Origin of the sequence: Paenibacillus radicis (ex Gao et al. 2016) (genome assembly GCF_014641555.1) — a bacterium.
Taxonomy (GTDB): Bacteria; Bacillota; Bacilli; order Paenibacillales; family Paenibacillaceae; genus Pristimantibacillus; species Pristimantibacillus radicis.
Genome location: NZ_BMHY01000013.1, coordinates 1 through 20643 on the forward strand (window position 1 = coordinate 1; position 20643 = coordinate 20643).

18 protein-coding genes are annotated in these 20643 nt (G+C 50.6%); 17 read left to right on the plus strand and 1 reads right to left on the minus strand.

The window, feature by feature from the left end; genetic code table 11:
• Window positions 1-346 precede the first annotated feature (346 nt).
• From IEX98_RS23720 to IEX98_RS23765, 10 genes are all read left to right on the plus strand, one after another.
• Window positions 347-1831: an efflux RND transporter periplasmic adaptor subunit gene (locus IEX98_RS23720; protein WP_188892182.1), complete on the plus strand. Its 1485-nt coding sequence runs from the start codon at window positions 347-349 to the stop codon at window positions 1829-1831.
• The gene (locus tag IEX98_RS23725) at window positions 1828-2589 is read left to right on the plus strand and encodes an ABC transporter ATP-binding protein (protein ID WP_308421821.1); all 762 of its coding nucleotides are present in this window, start codon (window positions 1828-1830) and stop codon (window positions 2587-2589) included. Before IEX98_RS23720 ends, IEX98_RS23725 begins: the two co-directional genes overlap by 4 nt.
• Window positions 2531-3703: an ABC transporter permease gene (locus IEX98_RS23730; RefSeq protein WP_188892183.1), complete on the plus strand. Its 1173-nt coding sequence runs from the start codon at window positions 2531-2533 to the stop codon at window positions 3701-3703. The genes IEX98_RS23725 and IEX98_RS23730 overlap by 59 nt, the downstream gene beginning before the upstream one ends.
• Before the next feature lie 108 nt (window positions 3704-3811).
• Window positions 3812-4963 (plus strand): stage II sporulation protein D, encoded by a 1152-nt coding sequence (gene spoIID, locus IEX98_RS23735; protein ID WP_188892184.1) that lies wholly within the window; start codon window positions 3812-3814, stop codon window positions 4961-4963.
• A gap of 95 nt (window positions 4964-5058) precedes the next feature.
• Window positions 5059-5790, plus strand: a complete 732-nt coding sequence (locus tag IEX98_RS23740) for a M23 family metallopeptidase (RefSeq protein ID WP_188892185.1) — start codon at window positions 5059-5061, stop codon at window positions 5788-5790.
• 166 nt (window positions 5791-5956) lie between these two features.
• Window positions 5957-6244 carry a sporulation transcriptional regulator SpoIIID gene (spoIIID, locus tag IEX98_RS23745; protein WP_042170162.1) on the plus strand — a complete coding sequence of 96 codons (288 nt, stop codon included), beginning with the start codon at window positions 5957-5959 and terminating at the stop codon, window positions 6242-6244.
• A 135-nt stretch (window positions 6245-6379) separates the two neighbouring features.
• Entirely contained in the window at window positions 6380-7381 is a 1002-nt protein-coding gene (mreB, locus tag IEX98_RS23750; RefSeq protein ID WP_188892186.1) for a rod shape-determining protein MreB, read from the plus strand.
• Between the two features lie 180 nt (window positions 7382-7561).
• Window positions 7562-8428 (plus strand): flagellar hook-basal body protein, encoded by an 867-nt coding sequence (locus IEX98_RS23755; protein ID WP_188892187.1) that lies wholly within the window; start codon window positions 7562-7564, stop codon window positions 8426-8428.
• Between the two features lie 36 nt (window positions 8429-8464).
• Window positions 8465-9292 (plus strand): flagellar hook-basal body protein, encoded by an 828-nt coding sequence (locus IEX98_RS23760; protein WP_188892188.1) that lies wholly within the window; start codon window positions 8465-8467, stop codon window positions 9290-9292.
• Between the two features lie 16 nt (window positions 9293-9308).
• Window positions 9309-9629, plus strand: a complete 321-nt coding sequence (locus IEX98_RS23765) for a DNA-directed RNA polymerase subunit beta (RefSeq protein ID WP_188892189.1) — start codon at window positions 9309-9311, stop codon at window positions 9627-9629.
• A gap of 131 nt (window positions 9630-9760) precedes the next feature.
• On the opposite strand, the gene IEX98_RS23770 is transcribed toward IEX98_RS23765, so the two are convergent.
• Entirely contained in the window at window positions 9761-11968 is a 2208-nt protein-coding gene (locus IEX98_RS23770) for an Ig-like domain-containing protein (RefSeq protein WP_188892190.1), read from the minus strand.
• Between the two features lie 242 nt (window positions 11969-12210).
• Here IEX98_RS23770 and IEX98_RS23775 point away from each other — a divergent pair, with 242 nt between their 5' ends.
• From IEX98_RS23775 to IEX98_RS23805, 7 genes are all read left to right on the plus strand, one after another.
• Window positions 12211-12756, plus strand: coding sequence for a CDP-alcohol phosphatidyltransferase family protein (locus IEX98_RS23775; RefSeq protein ID WP_188892191.1), 546 nt, complete (start codon window positions 12211-12213; stop codon window positions 12754-12756).
• A gap of 235 nt (window positions 12757-12991) precedes the next feature.
• Window positions 12992-13423, plus strand: coding sequence for a 3-hydroxyacyl-ACP dehydratase FabZ (fabZ, locus tag IEX98_RS23780; RefSeq protein WP_188892192.1), 432 nt, complete (start codon window positions 12992-12994; stop codon window positions 13421-13423).
• A gap of 60 nt (window positions 13424-13483) precedes the next feature.
• Window positions 13484-15199: a phospho-sugar mutase gene (locus IEX98_RS23785; protein WP_188892193.1), complete on the plus strand. Its 1716-nt coding sequence runs from the start codon at window positions 13484-13486 to the stop codon at window positions 15197-15199.
• 103 nt (window positions 15200-15302) lie between these two features.
• Window positions 15303-17450, plus strand: coding sequence for a DUF5693 family protein (locus tag IEX98_RS23790; RefSeq protein ID WP_188892194.1), 2148 nt, complete (start codon window positions 15303-15305; stop codon window positions 17448-17450).
• Complete coding sequence (gene csaB / locus IEX98_RS23795) at window positions 17411-18568, plus strand: polysaccharide pyruvyl transferase CsaB (RefSeq protein ID WP_188892195.1); 1158 nt, start codon at window positions 17411-17413, stop codon at window positions 18566-18568. Before IEX98_RS23790 ends, csaB begins: the two co-directional genes overlap by 40 nt.
• A gap of 58 nt (window positions 18569-18626) precedes the next feature.
• Window positions 18627-19337 carry a WecB/TagA/CpsF family glycosyltransferase gene (locus IEX98_RS23800; RefSeq protein WP_188892262.1) on the plus strand — a complete coding sequence of 237 codons (711 nt, stop codon included), beginning with the start codon at window positions 18627-18629 and terminating at the stop codon, window positions 19335-19337.
• 103 nt (window positions 19338-19440) lie between these two features.
• Window positions 19441-20580 (plus strand): glycosyltransferase family 4 protein, encoded by a 1140-nt coding sequence (locus tag IEX98_RS23805; RefSeq protein ID WP_188892196.1) that lies wholly within the window; start codon window positions 19441-19443, stop codon window positions 20578-20580.
• The last annotated feature ends 63 nt before the right edge of the window (window positions 20581-20643 follow it).

The following is a 20643-nucleotide window of genomic DNA, read 5'->3' on the forward strand; positions in this document are numbered from 1 at the left end:
CGGAGTGATGGTATTGCATAAGAGTAGAAGTGGGAATCGGAGTGATGGTATTGCATAAGAGTGGAAGTGGGAAGCGGGGTGACGGTATTGCATAAGAGTAGAAGTGTACAGTGGAGTAACAGTCGTGCAGAAGAGTAGCAAGTCGGGTAGTCGAGTTACAGTAGAGCAGTGAAGGGCAGGCATCTGATAACAGGTAATAAGAGCTTGAATACCCGTCTCACTGAAGCTAAATATGTATAAGGTGACTCCAAAAGTCTCTGGTTATGGAGGGGCTCGTTCATCTAACGTTCATTTTTGGATGATATATTCGTCCTTATTCATGACCGATAGAGAGGTGGATGCGCCCATGAAAAAGTGGACGTTATGGATTGGAGTTATTGTTATTCTGGTTGCAGCAGGTGCGGGAGCGTATTATTATTTTTTTCGCGATAAAACGGCGGAGACGCAGAAGCCAACTGCGCAGACGGTAAAGGCGACGAAAGGCAATATTGAAGTGAAAATCAGCGGGACGGGTTCGGTTACGGCTGATGATCGCGCGACGGTAATGGCAGGAACTAGCGGAACGGTGAAGTCGGTAGGCTTCAAGGTTGGCGACATCGTCAAAAAGGGACAAGTGCTCGTTACATTCGAATCTGCAGATGTCAGCAGCCAGATTAAGAAAATGGAGCTGTCGATTAAAAAGCAGGATATGCAGATGGAGCAGTATCAAACGCAGTACAAGCAGGCAACGGGCACAGAAAATGAAGATACGCAGAAGGCATCTATCGTGAATAACATAGACATGTTGAAGCTGGACATGGAGCAGAACAAAGCGGATCTCGCTGATTTGTATAAACAGCAGTCCGAGGTGAAGCAAGTGACGGCTCCGATTGGCGGCCAAATTACAACGGGTGACATTGCAGTGGGCGACGAGCTGCAGGGGAATGCAACCGTTGCTGAAATTGTAGATTATGCCGCTCTGAAGTTCAAAATTCAGGTGGATGAATTGGATATGCCGAAAATGAAGGTCGGGCAAGCCGTACGCGTTAACTTGAACGCATTGCCGGAAAAAACGTTTGAAGGCACGGTTGAGGAGCTTGCAAAAGAAGGTACGTCCTCAAACGGAGTTGCAGCGTACGACGTGACGATTGGACTTGCAGAGACGGAAGGTATCATCGCCGGAATGTCAGGCCAAGCAGATATCGTAATTGATTCGAAGAAGGATGTTGTCGTGGTGCCAGTGGCAGCCGTACTCCAAATGATGGGCAAATCATTTGTGCGAGTGCCGGATGATGGCGGTACAGCGGTTGGAACGCAAGGTTCTCAGCAAGGAACCGGTTCAGGCCAGGCGGGTTTACAAGGTGGTCAAGGCTCCCAAGGTGCACAGGGAGCACAAGGAACCGAGGGCACTAAAGGATCTCAAGGAACTCAAGAAACTCAAGAAACTCAAGGTACCCAAGGTACCCAAGGAACTCAAGGCACCCAAGGCACCCAAGGCGGGCGCACCGGCGGCGGAGCTGCGGGAAGCGGGGCTGCATCAGGCAGAGCCGGACAAGCGAACCGGATGCCGGGCGCTGCATTAGGCGGGAAAATGGTCGAAGTAACGACCGGGATTAGCGATGAGACATACGTTGAAATTGTATCCGGACTGAAGGAAGGCGATTCCGTTCTGATTGCGCTGCCGCAAGGAACGGTCGGAACCAGTACTTCTTCTTCCTCGCAGCAGCAAATGTTCCCTGGCGGAATGGGCGGATTTGGCGGAAGCGCTGGAGGGTTCGGCGGAGGTGGAGGGTTCTCCGGCGGCGGAACGACACGCGCGAGCAGCGGCGGATTTGGCGGTGGCGGCCGATGACAGCAGAAGCGAGCCGCGAGGTTTTGATCGACATTAAGGGTGTGTCCAAATCCTATGTGATGGGACGCGAGACGGTAACGGTGCTGCATCAAGTGTCGCTGCAGGTGCATCGGGGCGACTTTGTAGCCATCGTTGGGCCATCGGGCTCTGGCAAGTCAACACTGATGAATGTGATTGGCTGTTTGGATACACCTTCAGAAGGCAGCTACAAGCTGGATGGGGTAGAGGTTAGAGGGCAAAACGACAATAAGCTGGCGCAAATCCGCAACAGCAAAATCGGATTTATTTTTCAAGGATTCCATCTGCTGCCTCGTTTAACCGCTTTGGAAAACTGCGAGCTCCCGCTCATCTATCGGGGGTTGTCTGCCAAAGAAAGGCGGGAGCGTTCGTCCAATGCATTGAAGCAGGTGGGGCTTGGCGAACGGATGCATCATCGTCCCAGCGAGCTGTCGGGCGGCCAGCAGCAGCGTGTTGCTATTGCTCGCGCGCTGGCGACGCATCCGCCGATTTTGCTGGCGGATGAACCGACCGGTGCGCTGGATTCGAAAACTGGCCAAGAAGTGCTGGCGATGATTGAGCAGCTTAACCGGGAAGGCCATACGATCGTGCTTATTACGCATGATATGGATGTGGCCAAACGAGCGGGGCGGACGGTCGTTATTCGTGACGGGGTGCTCAGCGAGGAAAGGGGTGGCGCGAATGAAGCTCACACAAGGCTTCCGAATGGCGTTCAAGAGCGTCTTATCGAACAAGCTTAGAACCTCTCTCTCCATGCTTGGCATATTGATTGGCGTTGCTACCGTAATTGCGCTTGTTGCAATGGGTAAAGGTTCATCGAATCAGGTAGAGGAGCAAGTGTCCAGCTTGGGGACGAATTTGCTGTCCATTACAATTACAGGCCGGGGAACAGAAACTTCGTTGTCCAAGGATGAGGCAATGGCTTTTGCCGACCTGCCGAATGTGGAAGGGGTATCCCCCGTTGTCAGCAGCAGTCTGTCGGTAAAATATAAGACGACCAGCACGAACGTTACGGTGGAGGGCATTACGCCGGAATATGAGGATGTCAATGATTTTAGCGTTCAGACGGGCCGTTACATTGTACCAATAGATGAGAGCAATAGTCAGAAGGTGGCCTTAATCGGCGTTTCCACTGCGGAAGAATTATTCGGCACAGACGATCCGCTTGGAAAAGTTATTTTGCTCAACGGCTACCGGTTTACAATTGTAGGTCTGCTGGAGGCGAAAGGCAGCTCGCTTTCGGGCTCCAACGACGAGAAGGTGCTTATACCTCTATCGACTGCTCAGCGGCTTTTCAAAAGTGTCGGTGTGCGCACGGTTTATGTGAAGGTGACGCAGCTTGATTTAATGAACACGGTCGTTGCGATGCTGGAGGCGAAGCTGACGGAGAAATTCCGCGGCGACACAAGCAGCTACCGGGTATTTAATCAGCAGGATGCGATGGAGACGCTGAATTCGGTTAACAAAACGATGAATACGATGCTGCTCTACGTTGCAGCGATTTCACTTATCGTAGGCGGCATAGGCATTATGAACATTATGCTAGTCTCGGTGACGGAAAGAACGCGGGAGATTGGCATTCGCAAATCACTGGGAGCGAAGCGGCGCGATATATTATTTCAGTTTCTGGTAGAGGCGGTTACGATAAGCGGACTTGGCGGTCTATTGGGTATCGGTATTGGTTATATCGCATCGATCGTAATTGGAAGAGTCATGGGAACGCATACCGAGGTTCCTTTCAATACGGTGATGATCGCCTTTGCTTTCTCAGCGGTTGTAGGCGTCGTATTCGGTATATTCCCAGCGAATAAAGCCGCCCGGTTACGCCCAGTGGACGCGCTGCGCCACGATTAACGTTGCCTTGGAAAAAGTTCTATCCTATCATTTTCGCTCATAGTATAGACCATCAGGCTAAGAGAGAGCGTGCTTTCGCCTCGCCTCGAACTGGATGGGAGACTAGCGATGAAGCGAATGATAGGAAGAGCGGCGGCTCGCGGCCGGCGCAGACTGCGGCCCGCTGCGGCCCAGTGGCTAACGCTGTTCGGTATTGGCATTATGCTCGGTATAACGCTCGCTGCTTTTAAGCTGTCGGCAGCTGCGGTTGATGAGCATCGGGCAAAAGGGCGTCAAACGGCGATAGAGCAGGTTATTATGCCGTCAAATGAACGGACTTCACCGGAAAAGCGGGACAAGCCGGACAGGGGACTGACAGCAGGCAAGGGAGAATCGGATTCGGAGCTGGAGCAGATCATTGTCAGCGTCTATTTAACGAAAGAAAAGCGGATCGAACGTGTGCCACTCGAAGTATATGTGCGTGGTGTTGTTGCAGCAGAGATGCCGATGGACTTTGAACTGGAGGCGTTAAAAGCGCAGGCGATTGCGGCTCGCACCTATATTGTTAGACGCCTGGCACTTCATGACAGCAGCGGGATGCCGCAAGGGAATGAAGCCAAGGGGGCGAAAGTAACAGATACGGTGGATCATCAAGTATATGTGCCGCTTGCTGAGCTGACGAAACGATGGCCAGAGGACAAACGAACAAGCTATAGTGAAAAGCTGAAGCAGGCAATCGATCAGACGAAGGGACGTATTATTACGTATGAAGGCGAGCCCATTCAAGCGGTTTTCTTTTCCACTAGCAATGGCTATACCGAGAATTCGGAGGATTACTGGGTACAGGAGATTCCTTATTTGCGAAGTGTGGCTAGCCCCTGGGATAAAGAACTTTCGCCCCGTTACAAGGAAACGATTCAATTTGATCTAGCTGAATTCTATCGAAAGCTTGGGATCGAGGCTGATGGCAGCGGGAAGCCTGTCATTCGCGTTATCCATAAAACGGCTGGTGACCGTATCGGTGATTTGATAGTCGGGAAGAAGCGGCTGACCGGCAGAGAGGTGCGAGAGAAGCTAGGACTAGCCTCCTCTCAATTCATCTGGACGATAAAGGAAGATTCTATTACCTTTACGACTTACGGCTACGGGCATGGCGTCGGGATGAGCCAGTGGGGTGCGAATGGGATGGCTAAGACAGGAGTTAAGGCGGAGGACATTCTGGCCCACTATTATTCTGGAACGAAGGTCGAGCAAGCTTCGAAGCTAGCGAGCCGCTATTGAAGAAAAGTATGAAGCCTTTGGAAAATATAAAAATAGTATTACCTCACGTATAAAGCTAGACATACTGGCAACAATGGCTAGTGAGGTGATAGCAAATGAATGAAAATCAAAACAAACCAAAGCAAGAAGCTCCCAAAAATGCAATGGGAGAGGCATCTGCCGCTAAATCTAGCAACGGGGTGAAAAAGCTGCTGACGCGGAAATGGGTAGCGCCTGCAGTATTTATGGCCGCGGCAGCAATTATCGTAACCTTAATGTGGATCTATCAGGGAGCGGATGACAGCAAGCAGACTTCCACTAACGAGACCGTTCAGACTGAAGCCACTAAAGGCGGCGAAGCAGTAAAACCGACTGACAAAGAGCTCGAAGGCATTCGTAAGGGCGAGAAGCTGGCATGGCCGGTAGCGAACGTGGAGGATCTGCAAGTAGAGCTTCCATTCTATGATGAAACCGCAAGCGACGAAGATAAGGCGAAGGCGGTCGTTCAAATGGGCGATACGTTCTCGGCGCATCTGGGCGTCGACCTGGTTGATCCGAATGACCAGACGTTCCCGGTTCAAGCGGCGCTGTCCGGCAAGGTTACGCTGGTCGACAGACACCCTACGAACGGCAACACGGTTGAAATCAGCCATGGTGACGGTCTCGTAACCGTGTACCAAAGCTTGAGTGAAATTTCGGTTGCAGTTGGCGACGAAGTGAAGCAAGGTACGATCATCGCCAAAGCAGGCCGCAATGAATTGGAGCGCGATCTTGGCGTTCATCTCCACTTCGGCGTCCTCAGCAACAACGAAGCGATCAACCCGGTTACGGCAATCGCAGCGAAATAAGCTGAAAATAGTTCTTTAGTCGCACAGGCAGGGGCCAAACCCCTGCCTGTTTCATGTTTTTATGAAAATTTTCGGCCAAACAGGCTTGTCAGGCTTGACCACAAAGAATATATACCCGCTCCACTCATATAATGTACCAAACTATCTCGAGTAGGGAGGCGGGAACGTGCACGATTACATCAAAGAGCGCACCATTAAAATAGGCCGTTGCATCGTTGAAACGAAGCATACGGTGCGAACGATCGCCAAAGAGTTCGGCGTTTCCAAAAGCACGGTGCATAAGGATTTAACCGAGCGCTTGCCGGAAATTAACCCCGACCTGGCTGACCAGGTCAAGCACATTCTCGAGTACCACAAATCAATCCGGCACTTGAGAGGGGGAGAAGCAACGAAAATTAAATACAAGAAGACGAGCACGAAAAAGAGGGAAGTTCTAGCTGCAGGCAAAAGTTAATTTTTTTCGATATTATTTGCATTATAATAGAGGATTTTATTGCTTTTTGGCGAATAATGTATGCTAGCGGTTTCTGCGTCATGGGAACTAAATTGAACGAGATGCCTACATTATTCGTTGGAGGACTTAAGCCTTATGCTGAGCAAGGACATTGGTATTGATTTGGGTACAGCAAATGTATCCATTCATGTAAAAGGAAAAGGCGTAGTTCTTGACGAGCCTTCTGTCGTCGCGATTGAAAGCGATACGAAAAAAGTGCTGGCCGTTGGTGAAGAGGCCCATCGCATGGTTGGCCGTACACCGGGCAACATCATTGCGATTCGTCCGCTGCGCGACGGGGTTATTGCGGATTTCGAAATTACGGAAATTATGCTTAAAGCGTTTATCGATCGGGTTGAAGGCCGGAAATGGTTCAGTCGTCCCCGTATTCTGATCTGTGCTCCTGCGAATATTACTTCTGTCGAGCAGAAGGCGATTCGCGAGGCAGCGGAACGGAGCGGGGCGAAGGAGGTTTATTTGGAAGAGGAGCCAAAGGCTGCCGCAATCGGGGCTGGAATGGATATTTTCCAGCCCAGCGGCAACATGGTCGTCGATATTGGGGGCGGTACGACAGATGTGGCCGTGCTGTCGATGGGGGATGTCGTAACGGCATCTTCAATTAAAGTTGCAGGGGACAAGTTTGACGCAGCCATCATGAAGTATATCAAGGACAAGTACCGCCTGCTGATCGGCGAGCGGACAAGCGAGGAAATCAAGATCAAGATCGGCACCGTGCATGAGGGAGGCCGTCGTGAGGAGATCGATATCCGCGGTCGCGATATGGTGTCTGGTTTGCCGCTAACGCTTACGATTCACTCGGACGAGATTCGCGAAGCGCTGTGGGATCCGGTGATGTCTATCGTCTCCGCAGCAAAGACCGTTCTGGAGCGGACACCGCCTGAATTATCTGCCGATATTATTGATCGGGGCGTTATTCTGACCGGAGGCGGCGCGCTGCTTGACGGACTTGATGCGCTGTTATCCTCTGAGCTTAAGGTTCCAGTGCTTATCGCTGAGGATCCGATGCACTGTGTTGTTAAAGGAACTGGCATTCTGCTCGATAATTTGGACAAGCTCGGCAAAAAAGCGCGACTGTAGGCAGGTTTTAAGCGGACGGCAGGACCGGCTTGCGCGGGTAGGGCGCCATGGGGGGCGCGCCGAGGCGTAAATTGGGTCGAAGGTCGCATGAACAAGCTATTACGGCGATTGCGTCAGAAGCCGATATTATAGAGTAGGAATACGGCTTCAATTACGGACCGGCCGGGGAGGCGACAGCTTTTGTTAAGAGGTCTTTATACCGCAGCGGCGGGCATGACCGCCCAGCAGCGCAGACATGATACGGTAACGAACAATATTGCGAATATAAATACGCCAGGCTACAAACAGACGAACGCGGTGGCGCGTTCTTTTCCAGAGATGCTTCTCAGTCTGACGGGCGTTGAGCCGCAGGACGCTAAGCAAGTAGGGAGAATTAGCACAGGCGTAATGGCTGAGGAAAGCTTGTCTATCCATTTGCAGGGGGATATGCAGCAGACGGGCAAGTCTTCTGACTTTGCCATCAGCTCCAGTCTCACTGTTCCGGGCATGGCATTCGACGCCTCCGGCAAAAATGTATCCCCTGACGGAGAAGTGACCTTCCAGCCGCAAGCATTCTTTACGGTACAAAATGCGGCAGGAGAAACCCGTTATACACGGGGAGGCTCTTTTCTGCTAACGGATCAAGGGAATCTCGTTACGGGTGACGGCTCGAATGTAATCGGTGCGAATGGACAACCTATCCGCTTTGCTGCCGGGATTAGTCTAGACGATCTCGCGCTGAATGATCAGCGCCGCTTCATTAATACGAAGACCGGCGCGGATACGGGTGTTCAATTGCTTATTACGCGTGTGGACAATCCGAATCAGCTCGTTCGTGAAGGCGATGGCAAGTATCGTCTGAACGGCGATGCGGCCGGCACGCGGCCGGTGGCTCTTAATGAAGCGGTAGCGGTTCAGCAAGGCTACATCGAACGCTCTAATGTGGATGCGGCGCAATCTTCCGTTGACTTGATGGCGGCGCTTCGGGCTTACGAAGCGAACCAGAAGGTTGTTCAAGCTTACGACGAAAGCTTGGATAAAGCAGTTAACCAGATTGGCCGTATCTAACAACCGAAGCATCGATGAAGGGATCGTGAATCCGCAATGAATAGCTCAATGATTAATGCGATGGTGTCGATGAATGGGCTTCAAAAGAAGCTGGATGTCATGGCTGATAATGTCGCTAACGTAAATACAGTAGGCTATAAGAGAAAAGAAGCAACCTTTCAGGATTTGCTGAATACGGTTTATGAGCAGCCTGGGGAGTTTCAGCAGCAGGGGCGTTTGACGCCGCTTGGATTCAGTCAAGGCTGGGGTTCCAGACTGTCGGTTATTCAACCGAATCTGGAGCAAGGACCTATCACGGATACCGGCAATGTAGCGGACTTGGCTATTCAAGGAAATGCAATGTTTGAGGTTATTGTGGATGGTGCGGGCAACCGCGCTTATACACGCAATGGCGCGTTTCAGTTGACGGTGAATGGAAACGGTGATACGATTTTGGCAACGGCTGAGGGATACCCGGTCGTAGCGAATGTTGCAGGCAGAGAAGGCCCTATTGTTGTTCCTGACGGATACAAGCTGCGCGTGAACCCCGATGGTTCCTTGCAGGGAGTAAAGGAAGACGGGGCTGCGATCAATTTGGGAACCCTCAAGATCATGCAACCGTCGCGCCCTGCTGCGTTGACTCAGGTGGCCGACAATCTATTTGCGGTTGCCGGTAATATTAATGTTGATGATGTGCTTCAGCGCATTACGCCAAACGCCGATAACGGCGTTGCCATTCTTCAAGGCGCGCTTGAGCAATCTAACGTTAATCTTACCGACGAGCTGACGGAGCTTATCAATGTGCAGCGTGCTTATCAGCTGGCAGCCAGAGCAATTACATCTAGTGATACGATGATGGGGCTGGCCAATAGTCTGCGCAGATAGATAGGATGATGGTGTAATGAGTATGGCCGAAGAACGGACAGAGCTGTCACGCAGAGCTGCCGCCAACAAGGAAGCAGAGCGCAGCCGGGACAATGGCGGCGAAAAGACGGCTGAAGAACGGCCTGCTGAAGAAGGAAAGCAGCGGAAGCAGCGTTCAACAGGAGCAAGAATAACGCTATGGCTATTGCGCAAGAGCATCGTTCCCATTATTATGGTCATCATGCTCGTTGCGGGATTATATATTGGTTATACCGTATTGGGCAAGCAACCGGGCGATGAAGTATTCTCTTGGGGTACTTGGCAGCATATGTACGATCTCGTGTTTTCGGACACGTAGGGATAAAAAAGGCGTGATGTCGTTTCCGTTGTGGCGGAAACGACATCACGCCTTTTTCGATTGCAGGTAAATAAAACGCAAATAAAACAGCCTCTCCGTTATGAACGGAGAGGCTGTTTTTAGTCTTCTTACTATTTTACTGTTACGCGAACGGTTACGGTTTTACCAGCATAGGTCGCTTTAATAGAAGCAGAGCCTTTGCCTACAGCAGTGATTCTACCGTTTACAACGGTGGCTACACTGGATTTGGAGCTCGTCCAAACAGCACCAGTTGTTGCATCTACAGGACTGCCAGTCGTATAGTTGGCAGTCAGCTTCACGGTAAATGACTGACCAGCACTTAATTTAACCGCTTTGTCCGATAGTGCCAATGACTTCAGCTTTGGCGATACGACTACTTTCACTTCAGCGGCTTTACCTTGATAGGAGCCTGTCAGTTTGGTCGTTCCTACATCGACTGCTCTAACTGAACTTGTGCTCTTCACAATTGCGACTTTTTCCGAAGCGGATTCCCAGTTCATCTTGGAATTGAGAGATACCGTCTTGCCGCTCTTGTAATAGCCCGTTACTTTAATCGTTTTCGAACTGGCAGGATACAGCTCTACAGTACCGGGTTCAACAACAATTTTTACGATCTCTTCTTCGATCTTCACGCGAACTGTAACCGTTTTGTTTAAGTAAGTGCCGGTTAACGTCACAGAGGAAGCTTCCAGGCCCTTCATCGTATCCGTTTTGAGAACGATGTTGTCGGAGGACGTTTTCCAAGTAATTTTCTTCGAGACATCCTCTTCTTCTCCGTCTTCGTTTACAACAGTTATGCTAGGCAACGGAAGCTCTTTGCCGATAATGGCGCTAACTTCTTTCTCGTTGGCAATTAGTTTCAGCGGCTTTACATGTACCGTTAGCGTTACTTCTGTTTTATAGCCCTGAGCGGTAGCTGTCATCACAACTTTGCCAAGTGCCTTTGCTTTCCATTTGCCGTCTTCGATAGCGACGATTTTGTCATCTGCCGTAGTCCATTTCACAAGCTTGGATACGTCGACTTTATCACCATTGAAGGTGGTTGCAAATACTTTAGGCAGCGCCTCGTTGCTGTCAACAAACCCGTCGAGCTCTTCTTTCTCAACCGACAAGGCGCTGATGCTCGGATAGACGGTCACATCGATGCTGCGGCTGAGCCCTTTATAGGTTACTGTAATCTTAGTCGAACCGACTGCACGGGGTTCAACTTTACCCTCATTGACAGTCGCAGCAACCGGATTGGAAGTTGTCCATACGGCATCTTTGTCCGACGTAATATTTTTCTCAACAGATGAATTATCCAATATTTCAGCTTTAAGTTGTACGAAATCGTCTTGCAGCTGCAAGTGTATTTCTTTCTCAGGAGTAAGCTTAATAGCTTGAATAGCTGTGCGGACTACGACTTGAATCGTATCCTTCACGCCTTTGTGAGAAACGGTAATGGTAGCCGTTCCCGTACCTACTGCTGTTACAACACCTTCTTTGACAGTAGCGACCTTCGTATTGGAGCTGCTCCATTCAGCAGCCGTTGTTACTGTCTCGGTAATTCCCAATTTTGAAAGCGCGGTAGCGGTCAGCGTTTTATCATCGTCGCCGATATCCAGCTCAATGGAACCTTTAGGATCGATGGTAATCGATTTATAAGGTGAAGTTACATTCAGCTTAATGGAATCGGATTTACCTTTGTACTTGGCAGTAATCGTTGTAGTACCCGTCCCGACTAACGTAATCTCACCTTTGTTGACGGTGGCAACAGTTGCGCTGGAACTTGTCCAAGTCGCTTCGTCGGTAATGGTATCTGTTTTATTGCCTTTCGTGCCGGCAAGATCAAAGTTAAGCTTCTGACCCAGCTCAATATCTCTCGTTGCGCCTGCATCCTTATCACTCTCAAGAATGTTGACGTCATTGTATACAAAGTCAGAAATCGCTTTGATTGAAATGGTGTTTCCTTTATAAGTAGCGCTGATCGTAGCGGAACCTTTGCCAACGCCGGTCAAAACGCCTTTCTCCACTTTAACGTAGGAGGTGTTGGAGGATTTCCAGGTCGCCTCTGCCGTCACGTCCCGTTGTGTAGACGAGTTTGACAGTGTGGCGTACAGAAGAACCTCAACTTTATCATCTTCAACGAATACCTCAAGTGCCGAAGAACCGGAGTTATAATCCGCTGTGTCATATTTAAACTGAATATCTGTGACAGTTTCTTCCGCTGCGTGTGCGGTGCCGGCCAAGCTGGATAATACCAGTACGGATGCCAGCGCTGCTGCCAGCCATTTGCGGCCTTCTTTCAGCGACTTGTTCCAATTTAAACTAAAATTCACTACATCCCTGTCCTTTCTGCGTTAAAATGTTTGTTTCTATTAATAACGGCAGAAAGAGGCTTGGAATGAAGCTTTTTGGGAAAATTTGCAGGGAAACGGTTCAATTGGTCTACGAAAAATGAGCTTTTAAATAAGCGGGAAAAGGCGTGGATGGATACCGCTGTTTTATTTTTCATATGGTAGTTGTATAATAATTGGGAACCTCGAAAGAGGGTTCGATAAAGGTAGAGGGGCGTGCGCGTTTGAATCTGCCGAATATGTTAACCTCATTGCGTTTTGTAATGATTCCTTTTTATGTCGTCGTGTTTGCCAAAGGGCATCTCATTCCGGCATTTCTCGTTGTGGCATTAGCGGGAGTTACGGATATCCTTGACGGATATATTGCGCGGCGGAGCGGCCAGGTAACGGCGGTAGGCATGATGCTGGATCCCTTAGCGGATAAGCTGATGTTTATTACGGTTATCGTATCGCTGCTTCTTGCTGGCTACATATCCTGGGGGGCGGCAGGAGCGATCTTCCTGCGTGATATCGGTATGATTGCAGGAGGTCTCTTCTTTCATTTTCGGGGAAAAAAGACGGTGCCTGCCAACTGGATGGGGAAGCTGACGACCGTGCTGTTTTATATCGGCATTATGTTCGTCTTCTTCAAAGCGCCGTTCGCAGAAGTGTATCTATGGGTCGTTATCGCCTTCTCGTTCGTGACCTCCGTCATGTACATTGTGTTGTTCCAGGCGTTAAATAAAATGAAGCAGGCCGAGCTGCCGCCGGCCGATGCGCCGACGCTCTGAATGCGTTTATTTCATTTTCCATTTAAAAAGCGAAAATTAAAACCGGCATGAAAGCCGCGCAGAAATCCGGCTGCCAGAGGCTAGGGATGAACAAAGAGGCTTGGCCGCAGACGCTTCAGGTCTACAGTCAAGCCCCTTATCTTAACCTCCGTAACTGCAGTTACGAAGGATAAGCATAGTTTCTGTCAACTGAAGCATTTTTATACCTACCTTATTAAAGAAAGGAGTTTTTTACATGTTGGATATTAATCAAATTCAAGAAATTATTCCGCACCGTCCGCCGTTTTTGCTCATTGACCGTATTTTGGAGGTTGAACCGGGGGTAAGAGCGGTAGGCATCAAAAACGTTACGATGAACGAACCTTATTTTGTAGGTCATTTCCCGGGCTATCCGGTAATGCCGGGCGTACTGATTGTTGAGGCGCTTGCTCAGGTTGGAACGGTAGCGATGTTAATGGTGGAAGCTAACCGAGGCAAGCTGGGTTTCTTCGCCGGCATTGACGGCTTCCGTTTCCGCGATCAGGTAAAGCCTGGTGATGTGCTGACGCTGTCGGTAGAAATTACGCGCCTGAAAGGCATGATCGGCAAAGGACAAGCCGTTGCTAAAGTGGGAGATAAAGTGGTAGCGGAGGGCGAGCTCATGTTCGCGCTGCAGGACCGCGGCTAATCGCCGGATTTTTGTATCAAGGCCTGGAGTGCCTACATCTGAACTTAAGGAGATGACGATTTGAGTCAAAATGAAACGGCTGTTGCACGCTACAACGCATGGTTAAATGATCCGCTTATTGATGAAGCAACGAAAGCTGAGCTTCGCGGCCTGGCAGGCGATGACAAAGAAATTACGGACCGGTTCTACCGTGATCTTGAATTTGGCACCGGCGGTTTGCGCGGCGTCATGGGAGCGGGGACGAACCGCCTGAATGCATATACGGTCGGCAAAGCAACACAAGGGCTCGCTAACTGGCTGCTCGCTGGAGCAAATGGCCAAGCGGCTTCGGCTGTCATTGCCCATGATTCGCGCAATCTGTCGCCTGAATTTGCGTTGGACTCCGCGCTTGTATTGGCGGCTAACGGCGTAAAAACATATCTGTTCCCATCGCTTCGGCCTACGCCACAGCTGTCGTTTGCAGTGCGCTCACTTGGCGCGTCGGCGGGTATCGTTATAACGGCAAGTCACAACCCGCCTGAATATAACGGCTACAAGGCTTACGGCTCTGACGGCTGCCAGTTGATTCCGGAGGATGCAGAGCAAGTAATCGCATCCATTCAGCAAATCGGCGGCTTTGATGAAGTGAAGCGCATAAGCCGGGAAGAAGCGGAACGTCAAGGGCTGCTTGTTTGGCTTGGAGTGGAGGCAGATGAGCAATTCATCGACACCGTCGTTGCCCAGAGTCTAAACGGCGAGTTGTTGAAAAGCGGGCTAGGCGACAAATTTAAAGTGGTATTTACGCCGCTTCACGGAACGGGCAATATGCCTGTAAGGGAAGTATTGCGTAAAGCAGGCTTTAATAATGTTCATGTCGTTCCGGAGCAGGAGCAGCCGGATGGTTATTTTTCTACGGTTAAATCTCCGAATCCTGAGGAACGCGAGGCGTTTACGCTTGCGATAAAACTGGCTCAGGAAACAGGTGCTGATATTATTGTCGGAACGGATCCCGATGCCGACCGGATGGGCGCGGTTGTTAAAAACAACGAAGGCGAGTATGTCGTGCTGACTGGCAACCAGTCGGGCGCATTGATGGTTCATTATGTATTGAGCCAACTGAAGGAACGCGGCCAGCTGCCGGACAATGGTGTTGTCATCAAAACGATCGTAACGAGTGAGATGGGCGCAGATATTGCCCGTTCTTATGGCGCGGCTGTTGAAAATACGCTGACAGGCTTTAAGTACATCGGTGAGAAAATGACCGCATACGAAGCGTCGGGCGAACGCACTTTTCTGTTTGGCTATGAGGAAAGCTATGGCTATCTCACTGGCACATATGCGCGTGACAAAGATGCGATTGTGGCGGCGTTATTGATCTGCGAGGCGGCGGCATACTATAGCAGCCAAGGAAAAACGTTGTATGACGTACTGCTCGAGCTGTATGAACAGCATGGCGTTTACTTGGAAGGCCTTGAATCGCGTACGCTTAAAGGGTTAGACGGCGTACAAAAAATTGCAGCCATCATGGATGATTGGCGCAATGCGCCGCCGGCTGATGTCAACGGCGTGAAGGTGGAGCGTGCGCTCGACTATCTGGCTGGTCTCGACGGCTTGCGTCCGGAGAATGTATTGAAATTCATGCTTGCTGACGGATCATGGTTCTGCTTGCGTCCATCCGGCACGGAGCCGAAGATCAAAGTGTATTTCGCAGTGCGCGGTCAATCGACTGAGCAAGCGGCGGAAGCGCTGGCGAAGCTGCGTACAGCCGTTATGGAAAGAGTAGACCGGAACGGTTAGTTATATAAGGAAAGTATTGTTTTATAAAAATCGAATGAATTGCCAAAAAGAATGGCGGATTACAGGCTATATCCGGCATTAAGCAATGGAACGGAGGATTGTCGTGCTTCAACGATGGCAGCACTGGAACCGGAAAGCTCGCTTATGGCTGTGGATTATTACGCTAGTTGGGGTAATTGCCGCATTGCCGTTAGGCATCAACCGAATGAAGATGGAATCGACGTCGAAGCAAGTGGAGTATGTATTCGACTATCGCGATTTGGTCGAGATCGCCGAGCTGCAAGCAAGGCCCAAAGCTTATTTGGAAGAGCAGCTTAAAAATATGAAATATGTCGGCATCACGACGATGTCACTGTACGAAAGCTCCTTGCGGGAGCTTCAACAGGCCGGCAGATTGACCTATTACAGCTCTAAGGATGCTGCGCTGCTGCAAAGCCAATTGGAGCCGGTAGGGCAAAACTTCACTTACATTCTCTTTACTGGAGAACGCGAAGAAGCGGAAATCGGTCCGATTATTCGCGAGGCTTTCGACCGCGCAGGCGCTGTTTACCGTCCGTGGTCGTTTGGCGGCCGCAACGGTCTGGTCATCGAACGTCCGCTGCAGGATTCCGTACTTAAGCCGATCAGCTTTGATCCGATTACGATGGATACGCTGCGGGACGCCGGGTTCCATATTTTGGCCCGTTTCACCGACCGTGTTCTTCCGTATGAAGAAGAGGAAGTGGATAAGCAGCTTGCTAAGCTGAAAAGCTACGGCGTTACCCGTATTTTGTTTGACGGGGACAAGGTGAAGGGCTACACCGATCAACAGGAGTCGAGAAGCATCAATTCCTTCGCATCACTGCTGAATAAATACGGCATGGGCGTCGCTACAATAGAAAATTTGAAAAAACCTCAGCGCGGCATAAATAAATTAGCATTTATTACAAATTATAATGTTGTCCGGTTGTATTCTTTATCGCCTGACGATGCAATGGGCATGACGCCTGAAGCAATTGCCGACCGGTTCTTACTGGCGGCCAAAGACCGTAATATTCGGATGTTTTTCCTGAATTCATCCGCGCAGTCCAGCTTGGAAAAGTCAGCGGTCGTGAACTCGCTCGACAATTTGTATATCACCATGAAGGGTGAAGAAGGCGTTGTTCAAAAATTGGCCGATGCGGGCTTCCCGTCCAGCATCGCTGAGCCATTCAAGGTGGAGCATCCTTCTTATGCGAAGCCGCTTAAGGCGGTTGTAGCTGCAGGTGCAGTTGCGCTCATCGCGCTATTGATCAATACCTTCTTGCCTGGTCTGCTCATTCCGGTGTTCTTGCTCGGATTGATCGGCAGTGCAGGATTGTATGTGCTCAAAGGTCCGTTGATGGAGCAGTCCCTTGCGCTTGGCGCCGGTATTGCGGCACCAACGCTTGCGCTCGTGTGGGTCATGAATCGGATTTACTCCCGTACGGAAGGCAACCAGCGGTACGTAGGCGGCCCAGATTGGCCGCTGCGCTTCTCGGCACAGCAAGGGACCGGAATGGATTCCGGGACAACCGCAGGCAATCCAAGCGGCTTGAAGTGGATATTTGAAGGATTAACGGTAGGCCGCCGCTTCGGTCTGGCTATCGTCTGGTTCATCGTGACGGCGCTGATGTCTCTAATGGCTGTGCCATTCGTCTTCGGTTTGTTGAACAACGTTACGTACAGTTTGGTGCTGGAGCAATTCCGCGGTGTAAGCTTGCTGCACTTGGCTCCAATCGGCTTAACCGCTATTTACGTTCTGCTGTATACAGGAGAGGCTCCAATTCGCAGGCTTCGCAAATTGCTTTCGACGCCGATTACGGTATTGATGGTCGTTGCAGGCGTTGCGATTGCTGCCGCAGGCTTGTACTATTTGTCCAGAACAGGCAACGCCGGCACGACGCTGCCGTTTGAGAAACCGTTCCGGACGTTCCTGGAGACGACATTTGGGGTTCGGCCGCGCAATAAAGAGTTTTTGCTGGCGCATCCGCTATTCTTGGCGGGTCTGTTCCTAGCGCTCCGCTATCGGGCGGCTTGGGTCTTGATTATTGTCGCTTCAATCGGCCAACTGTCGATGGTTGACACGTTCGCTCATATCCATACGCCGCTTTACATCTCGATTATCCGAGTGTTCCTGGGGCTTGGTCTGGGAGCGATCTTCGGTATCATTCTGATTGGAGTATGGCAGCTATTGGAAGGGGCATATCGCAAATGGTCACCGGCGTGGAAAAACAAAGTTTCCGAATCGTAATTTCCGGCTATTACGGTTTTTACAACAGCGGCGATGAAGCGGTGCTTCGTTCGATTCTGCTCGCTTTAGAAGAACAGAGCAAGCTCGCAGGCGTGCGAATCATTCCTGTTGTCCTGTCGGGTGATCCGGCATGGACAAGCCAGATGTATGGCGTGGAATCGGTGCACCGGATGCGGCCTTCCGAAGTATGGAATGCTTTGAAAGGTAGTGACGGACTTGTCAGCGGTGGAGGCAGTCTTCTCCAAGATGCAACCAGTGCCAAGACGATTCCGTATTATACGGGAGTTATTAAGCTCGCCCAATGGCTAAGAAAACCTACGTTTATTTACTCGCAAGGCATCGGGCCCGTTAATCGCCGCTGGATGGATCCGCTTATCCGCAATGTGATGCGGAAAAGCGCCTATGTATCGGTGCGGGACGCCGAGTCTGCCGAATTGCTGGGGCGGATCGGCGTTCCTAAGAGCCGGATCGAGGTCGTTCCTGATCCGGTTATGGGCTTGCCGCTGCCTGCTTCTGCGGCTTTATCGTGTGAAACGGCAGCAACGTCTGCGGACAAGCTGCCGGTACTGGGTGTTTCCTTGCGTCACTGGCGCAAGGATGAGGAAGATCTCTCCCGCGCTGTAGATGCGCTGGCGGAACTTGCCAGCCGCCGTGCCGTGCGGCTGAGATTTCTGCCGTTCCATACCCCGGATGATACGAAAACATCGGAGCTCGTTATGGAACGGTTAAACGGTAGGCTCGGCAGCCATGGAAGCATAGCCGAGCTAGCTGCTCCGGGCGACGATCCCCAGCAGATGCTGCTGGAGGTCAGCCGTTGCGACGCGCTGTTCGGTATGCGGCTGCACGCGCTCATCTATGCGGCCAATCGGGAGGTCCCGATGCTTGGCTTGTCTTATGATCCGAAGATCGATCAGTTTCTTCATCGGCTTGGTCTCAAGGCCGTCGGCACAACAGAGCATCTGGATGCTTCTGTTTTTGCAGATTCGGCGGAGCTTTTACTGGACAACGCCGAGGGTTGGAAGCGGGATCACCGCGATGCCATCGACAGATTAAAACAGCAATCGCAACAACCTGCGCAACAAATCGTGCAGTTATTGCGTCAAAACATATCGAGGTGATATTCGCTTGTCGAACCAAGTGCCAACGGTGCCGATTTATGGTATTCCATTCTCCAAAATGAGCATGGACGAAACGGTCAGTTACTTAACGGATACAATCGAACAAAAGCGCCAGACGCATATCATAACGGCAAATCCGATTATGATTATGTCGGCGGTGGAAAGCACAGACTACTACCGCATGATGCGGAAAGCGGATTTGATTGTGCCGGACGGAGCAGGTGTTGTCTGGGCAGCTAATTATGTCGGAACGCCTGTGACTGAGCGTGTAGCCGGCTTTGATCTGCTGCACCGTCTTATGCAGATTGGCGAGAAGCGAAGATGGACAGCCTACTTATTGGGCACATCACAAGAGATTATTGCCGCAGCTGCGGAGAAGCTTCAATTGCAATATCCGCAAGTTCGCATCATCGGGTTCCGCAACGGGTATTTTGGACCCGAGCAGGACGCCGAGGTTGTAGCTGCAATCCGCAAGTTGTCGCCGGACATGCTGTTTGTCGCCAGAGGCTCTGACACGCAAGAGCCTTGGATTGCCAAATATAAGCAGGAGCTTGGCGTACCCCTAATTATGGGAGTCGGCGGCAGCTTTGACATCATTGCGGGCCGATTGAAACGCGCGCCGGTTTTGTTTCAGAAGCTGCGCCTGGAGTGGTTTTACCGTCTTTTACAGGAACCGAAACGGCTTCCGAGAATGCTCGTGCTTCCGAAATTCGTAGTGAAAGTGATGCGTGATAAAGAAAACGTCACAAAACCTAGACCAATATCGTGAAAAACCTCCCAAAACCGTGAAAAATGAATGAAAACGGGGTTGGAGTTTCTTTTTCCGTCGGAGTATAATTCACTTCGGTAGAAAGAAAAGGGGAGCTGCACAAATGTCAGCAGGTTTACTTTATACAATTGGATTTATTCTTTCGGTAATTATTGCGCTCGTGATGACGCCACTGGTGAAGAAATTCGCTTTCAAAGTAGGCGCCATCGATAAACCTAACTATCGAAAAGTGCATACACGCATAATGCCGCGCATGGGCGGCTTAGCCATTTACGCTGCATTCGTAGTAGGACTTCTGCTGCTGATGCCATTCATTCCGGACGGTATGCTTACCGAGACGAATATGAATTTGATCTGGGCAATGCTGGCTGGCGGTACGATTATTATCGTGCTTGGCGCTTTCGACGACCGCTTAGAGCTGTCAGCGAAAGTGAAGCTGCTGGGGCAAATTGCTGCAGCATGCGTAGTTGTATTTGTCTTTGATATTAAAATCGATTTCTTGAACTTCCCGTTTGGCGACGCTATGCAGCCAATTGCTTCATGGCTGTCGATTCCGCTGACAATCTTCTGGATTGTAGGCGTGACGAACGCCATCAACCTGATTGACGGCCTGGATGGGCTTGCAGCTGGTGTATCCGGTATAGCAATTGGAACGATTCTCGTAATGGCAATCATTATGGGCAATATTCCAATTATCTTGCTTAGCACATTGCTGCTGGGCGGCATTGTCGGATTCCTGTTCTTTAACTTTCATCCGGCGAAAATATTTATGGGCGATTCGGGTGCACTGTTTCTAGGCTTCTGCCTGGCTATGTTGTCGATGATCAGCTTCAAGCAGATCACGATCGTCTCATTCGTTACTCCTTTGCTGATTATCGGCGTACCGCTGTCGGATACCTTTTTCGCAATCATCCGCCGTCTGGTTAACAAACGTCCGATCTTCGCACCGGATAAAGGTCACTTGCATCACTGTCTGCAGGAGCTTGGCTTCAGCCATCGCAAGACGGTTCTCATCATCTGGGGCGTGGCTGCGATCTTCGGCGGATTTGCGATCTTGCAATCGACCGTTGTGCAATCCAATGCGGCTAACTGGATAACGTTCCTCGTTATTTGTCTAGTGATGCTCTGTCTGCAAATTGGCGCCGAGCTGATTGGCATCGTCGACAAGACGCGCCGTCCTGTTATTAACTTCTTGAACCGGATGCGCTTGCGGCTGAAGGTCGATGCAGACCGTACGAAATAATTTAAGATTGATTAGGTGAGAGCCCGGGGCAGATGCCCTTGGGCTTTTTTTGTTGGTGTTTGT

Excerpts from the sequence above, each read along its gene's own strand:
- IEX98_RS23720 (WP_188892182.1), top strand. The coding sequence starts at position 347 with ATGAAAAAGTGGACGTTATGGATTGGAGTTATTGTTATTCTGGTTGCA.
- IEX98_RS23725 (WP_308421821.1), top strand. The coding sequence starts at position 1,828 with ATGACAGCAGAAGCGAGCCGCGAGGTTTTGATCGACATTAAGGGTGTG.
- IEX98_RS23730 (WP_188892183.1), top strand. The coding sequence starts at position 2,531 with ATGAAGCTCACACAAGGCTTCCGAATGGCGTTCAAGAGCGTCTTATCG.
- spoIID (WP_188892184.1), top strand. The coding sequence starts at position 3,812 with ATGAAGCGAATGATAGGAAGAGCGGCGGCTCGCGGCCGGCGCAGACTG.
- IEX98_RS23740 (WP_188892185.1), top strand. The coding sequence starts at position 5,059 with ATGAATGAAAATCAAAACAAACCAAAGCAAGAAGCTCCCAAAAATGCA.
- mreB (WP_188892186.1), top strand. The coding sequence starts at position 6,380 with ATGCTGAGCAAGGACATTGGTATTGATTTGGGTACAGCAAATGTATCC.
- IEX98_RS23760 (WP_188892188.1), top strand. The coding sequence starts at position 8,465 with ATGAATAGCTCAATGATTAATGCGATGGTGTCGATGAATGGGCTTCAA.
- IEX98_RS23765 (WP_188892189.1), top strand. The coding sequence starts at position 9,309 with ATGAGTATGGCCGAAGAACGGACAGAGCTGTCACGCAGAGCTGCCGCC.
- fabZ (WP_188892192.1), top strand. The coding sequence starts at position 12,992 with ATGTTGGATATTAATCAAATTCAAGAAATTATTCCGCACCGTCCGCCG.
- csaB (WP_188892195.1), top strand. The coding sequence starts at position 17,411 with ATGGTCACCGGCGTGGAAAAACAAAGTTTCCGAATCGTAATTTCCGGC.
- IEX98_RS23800 (WP_188892262.1), top strand. The coding sequence starts at position 18,627 with ATGAGCATGGACGAAACGGTCAGTTACTTAACGGATACAATCGAACAA.
- IEX98_RS23805 (WP_188892196.1), top strand. The coding sequence starts at position 19,441 with ATGTCAGCAGGTTTACTTTATACAATTGGATTTATTCTTTCGGTAATT.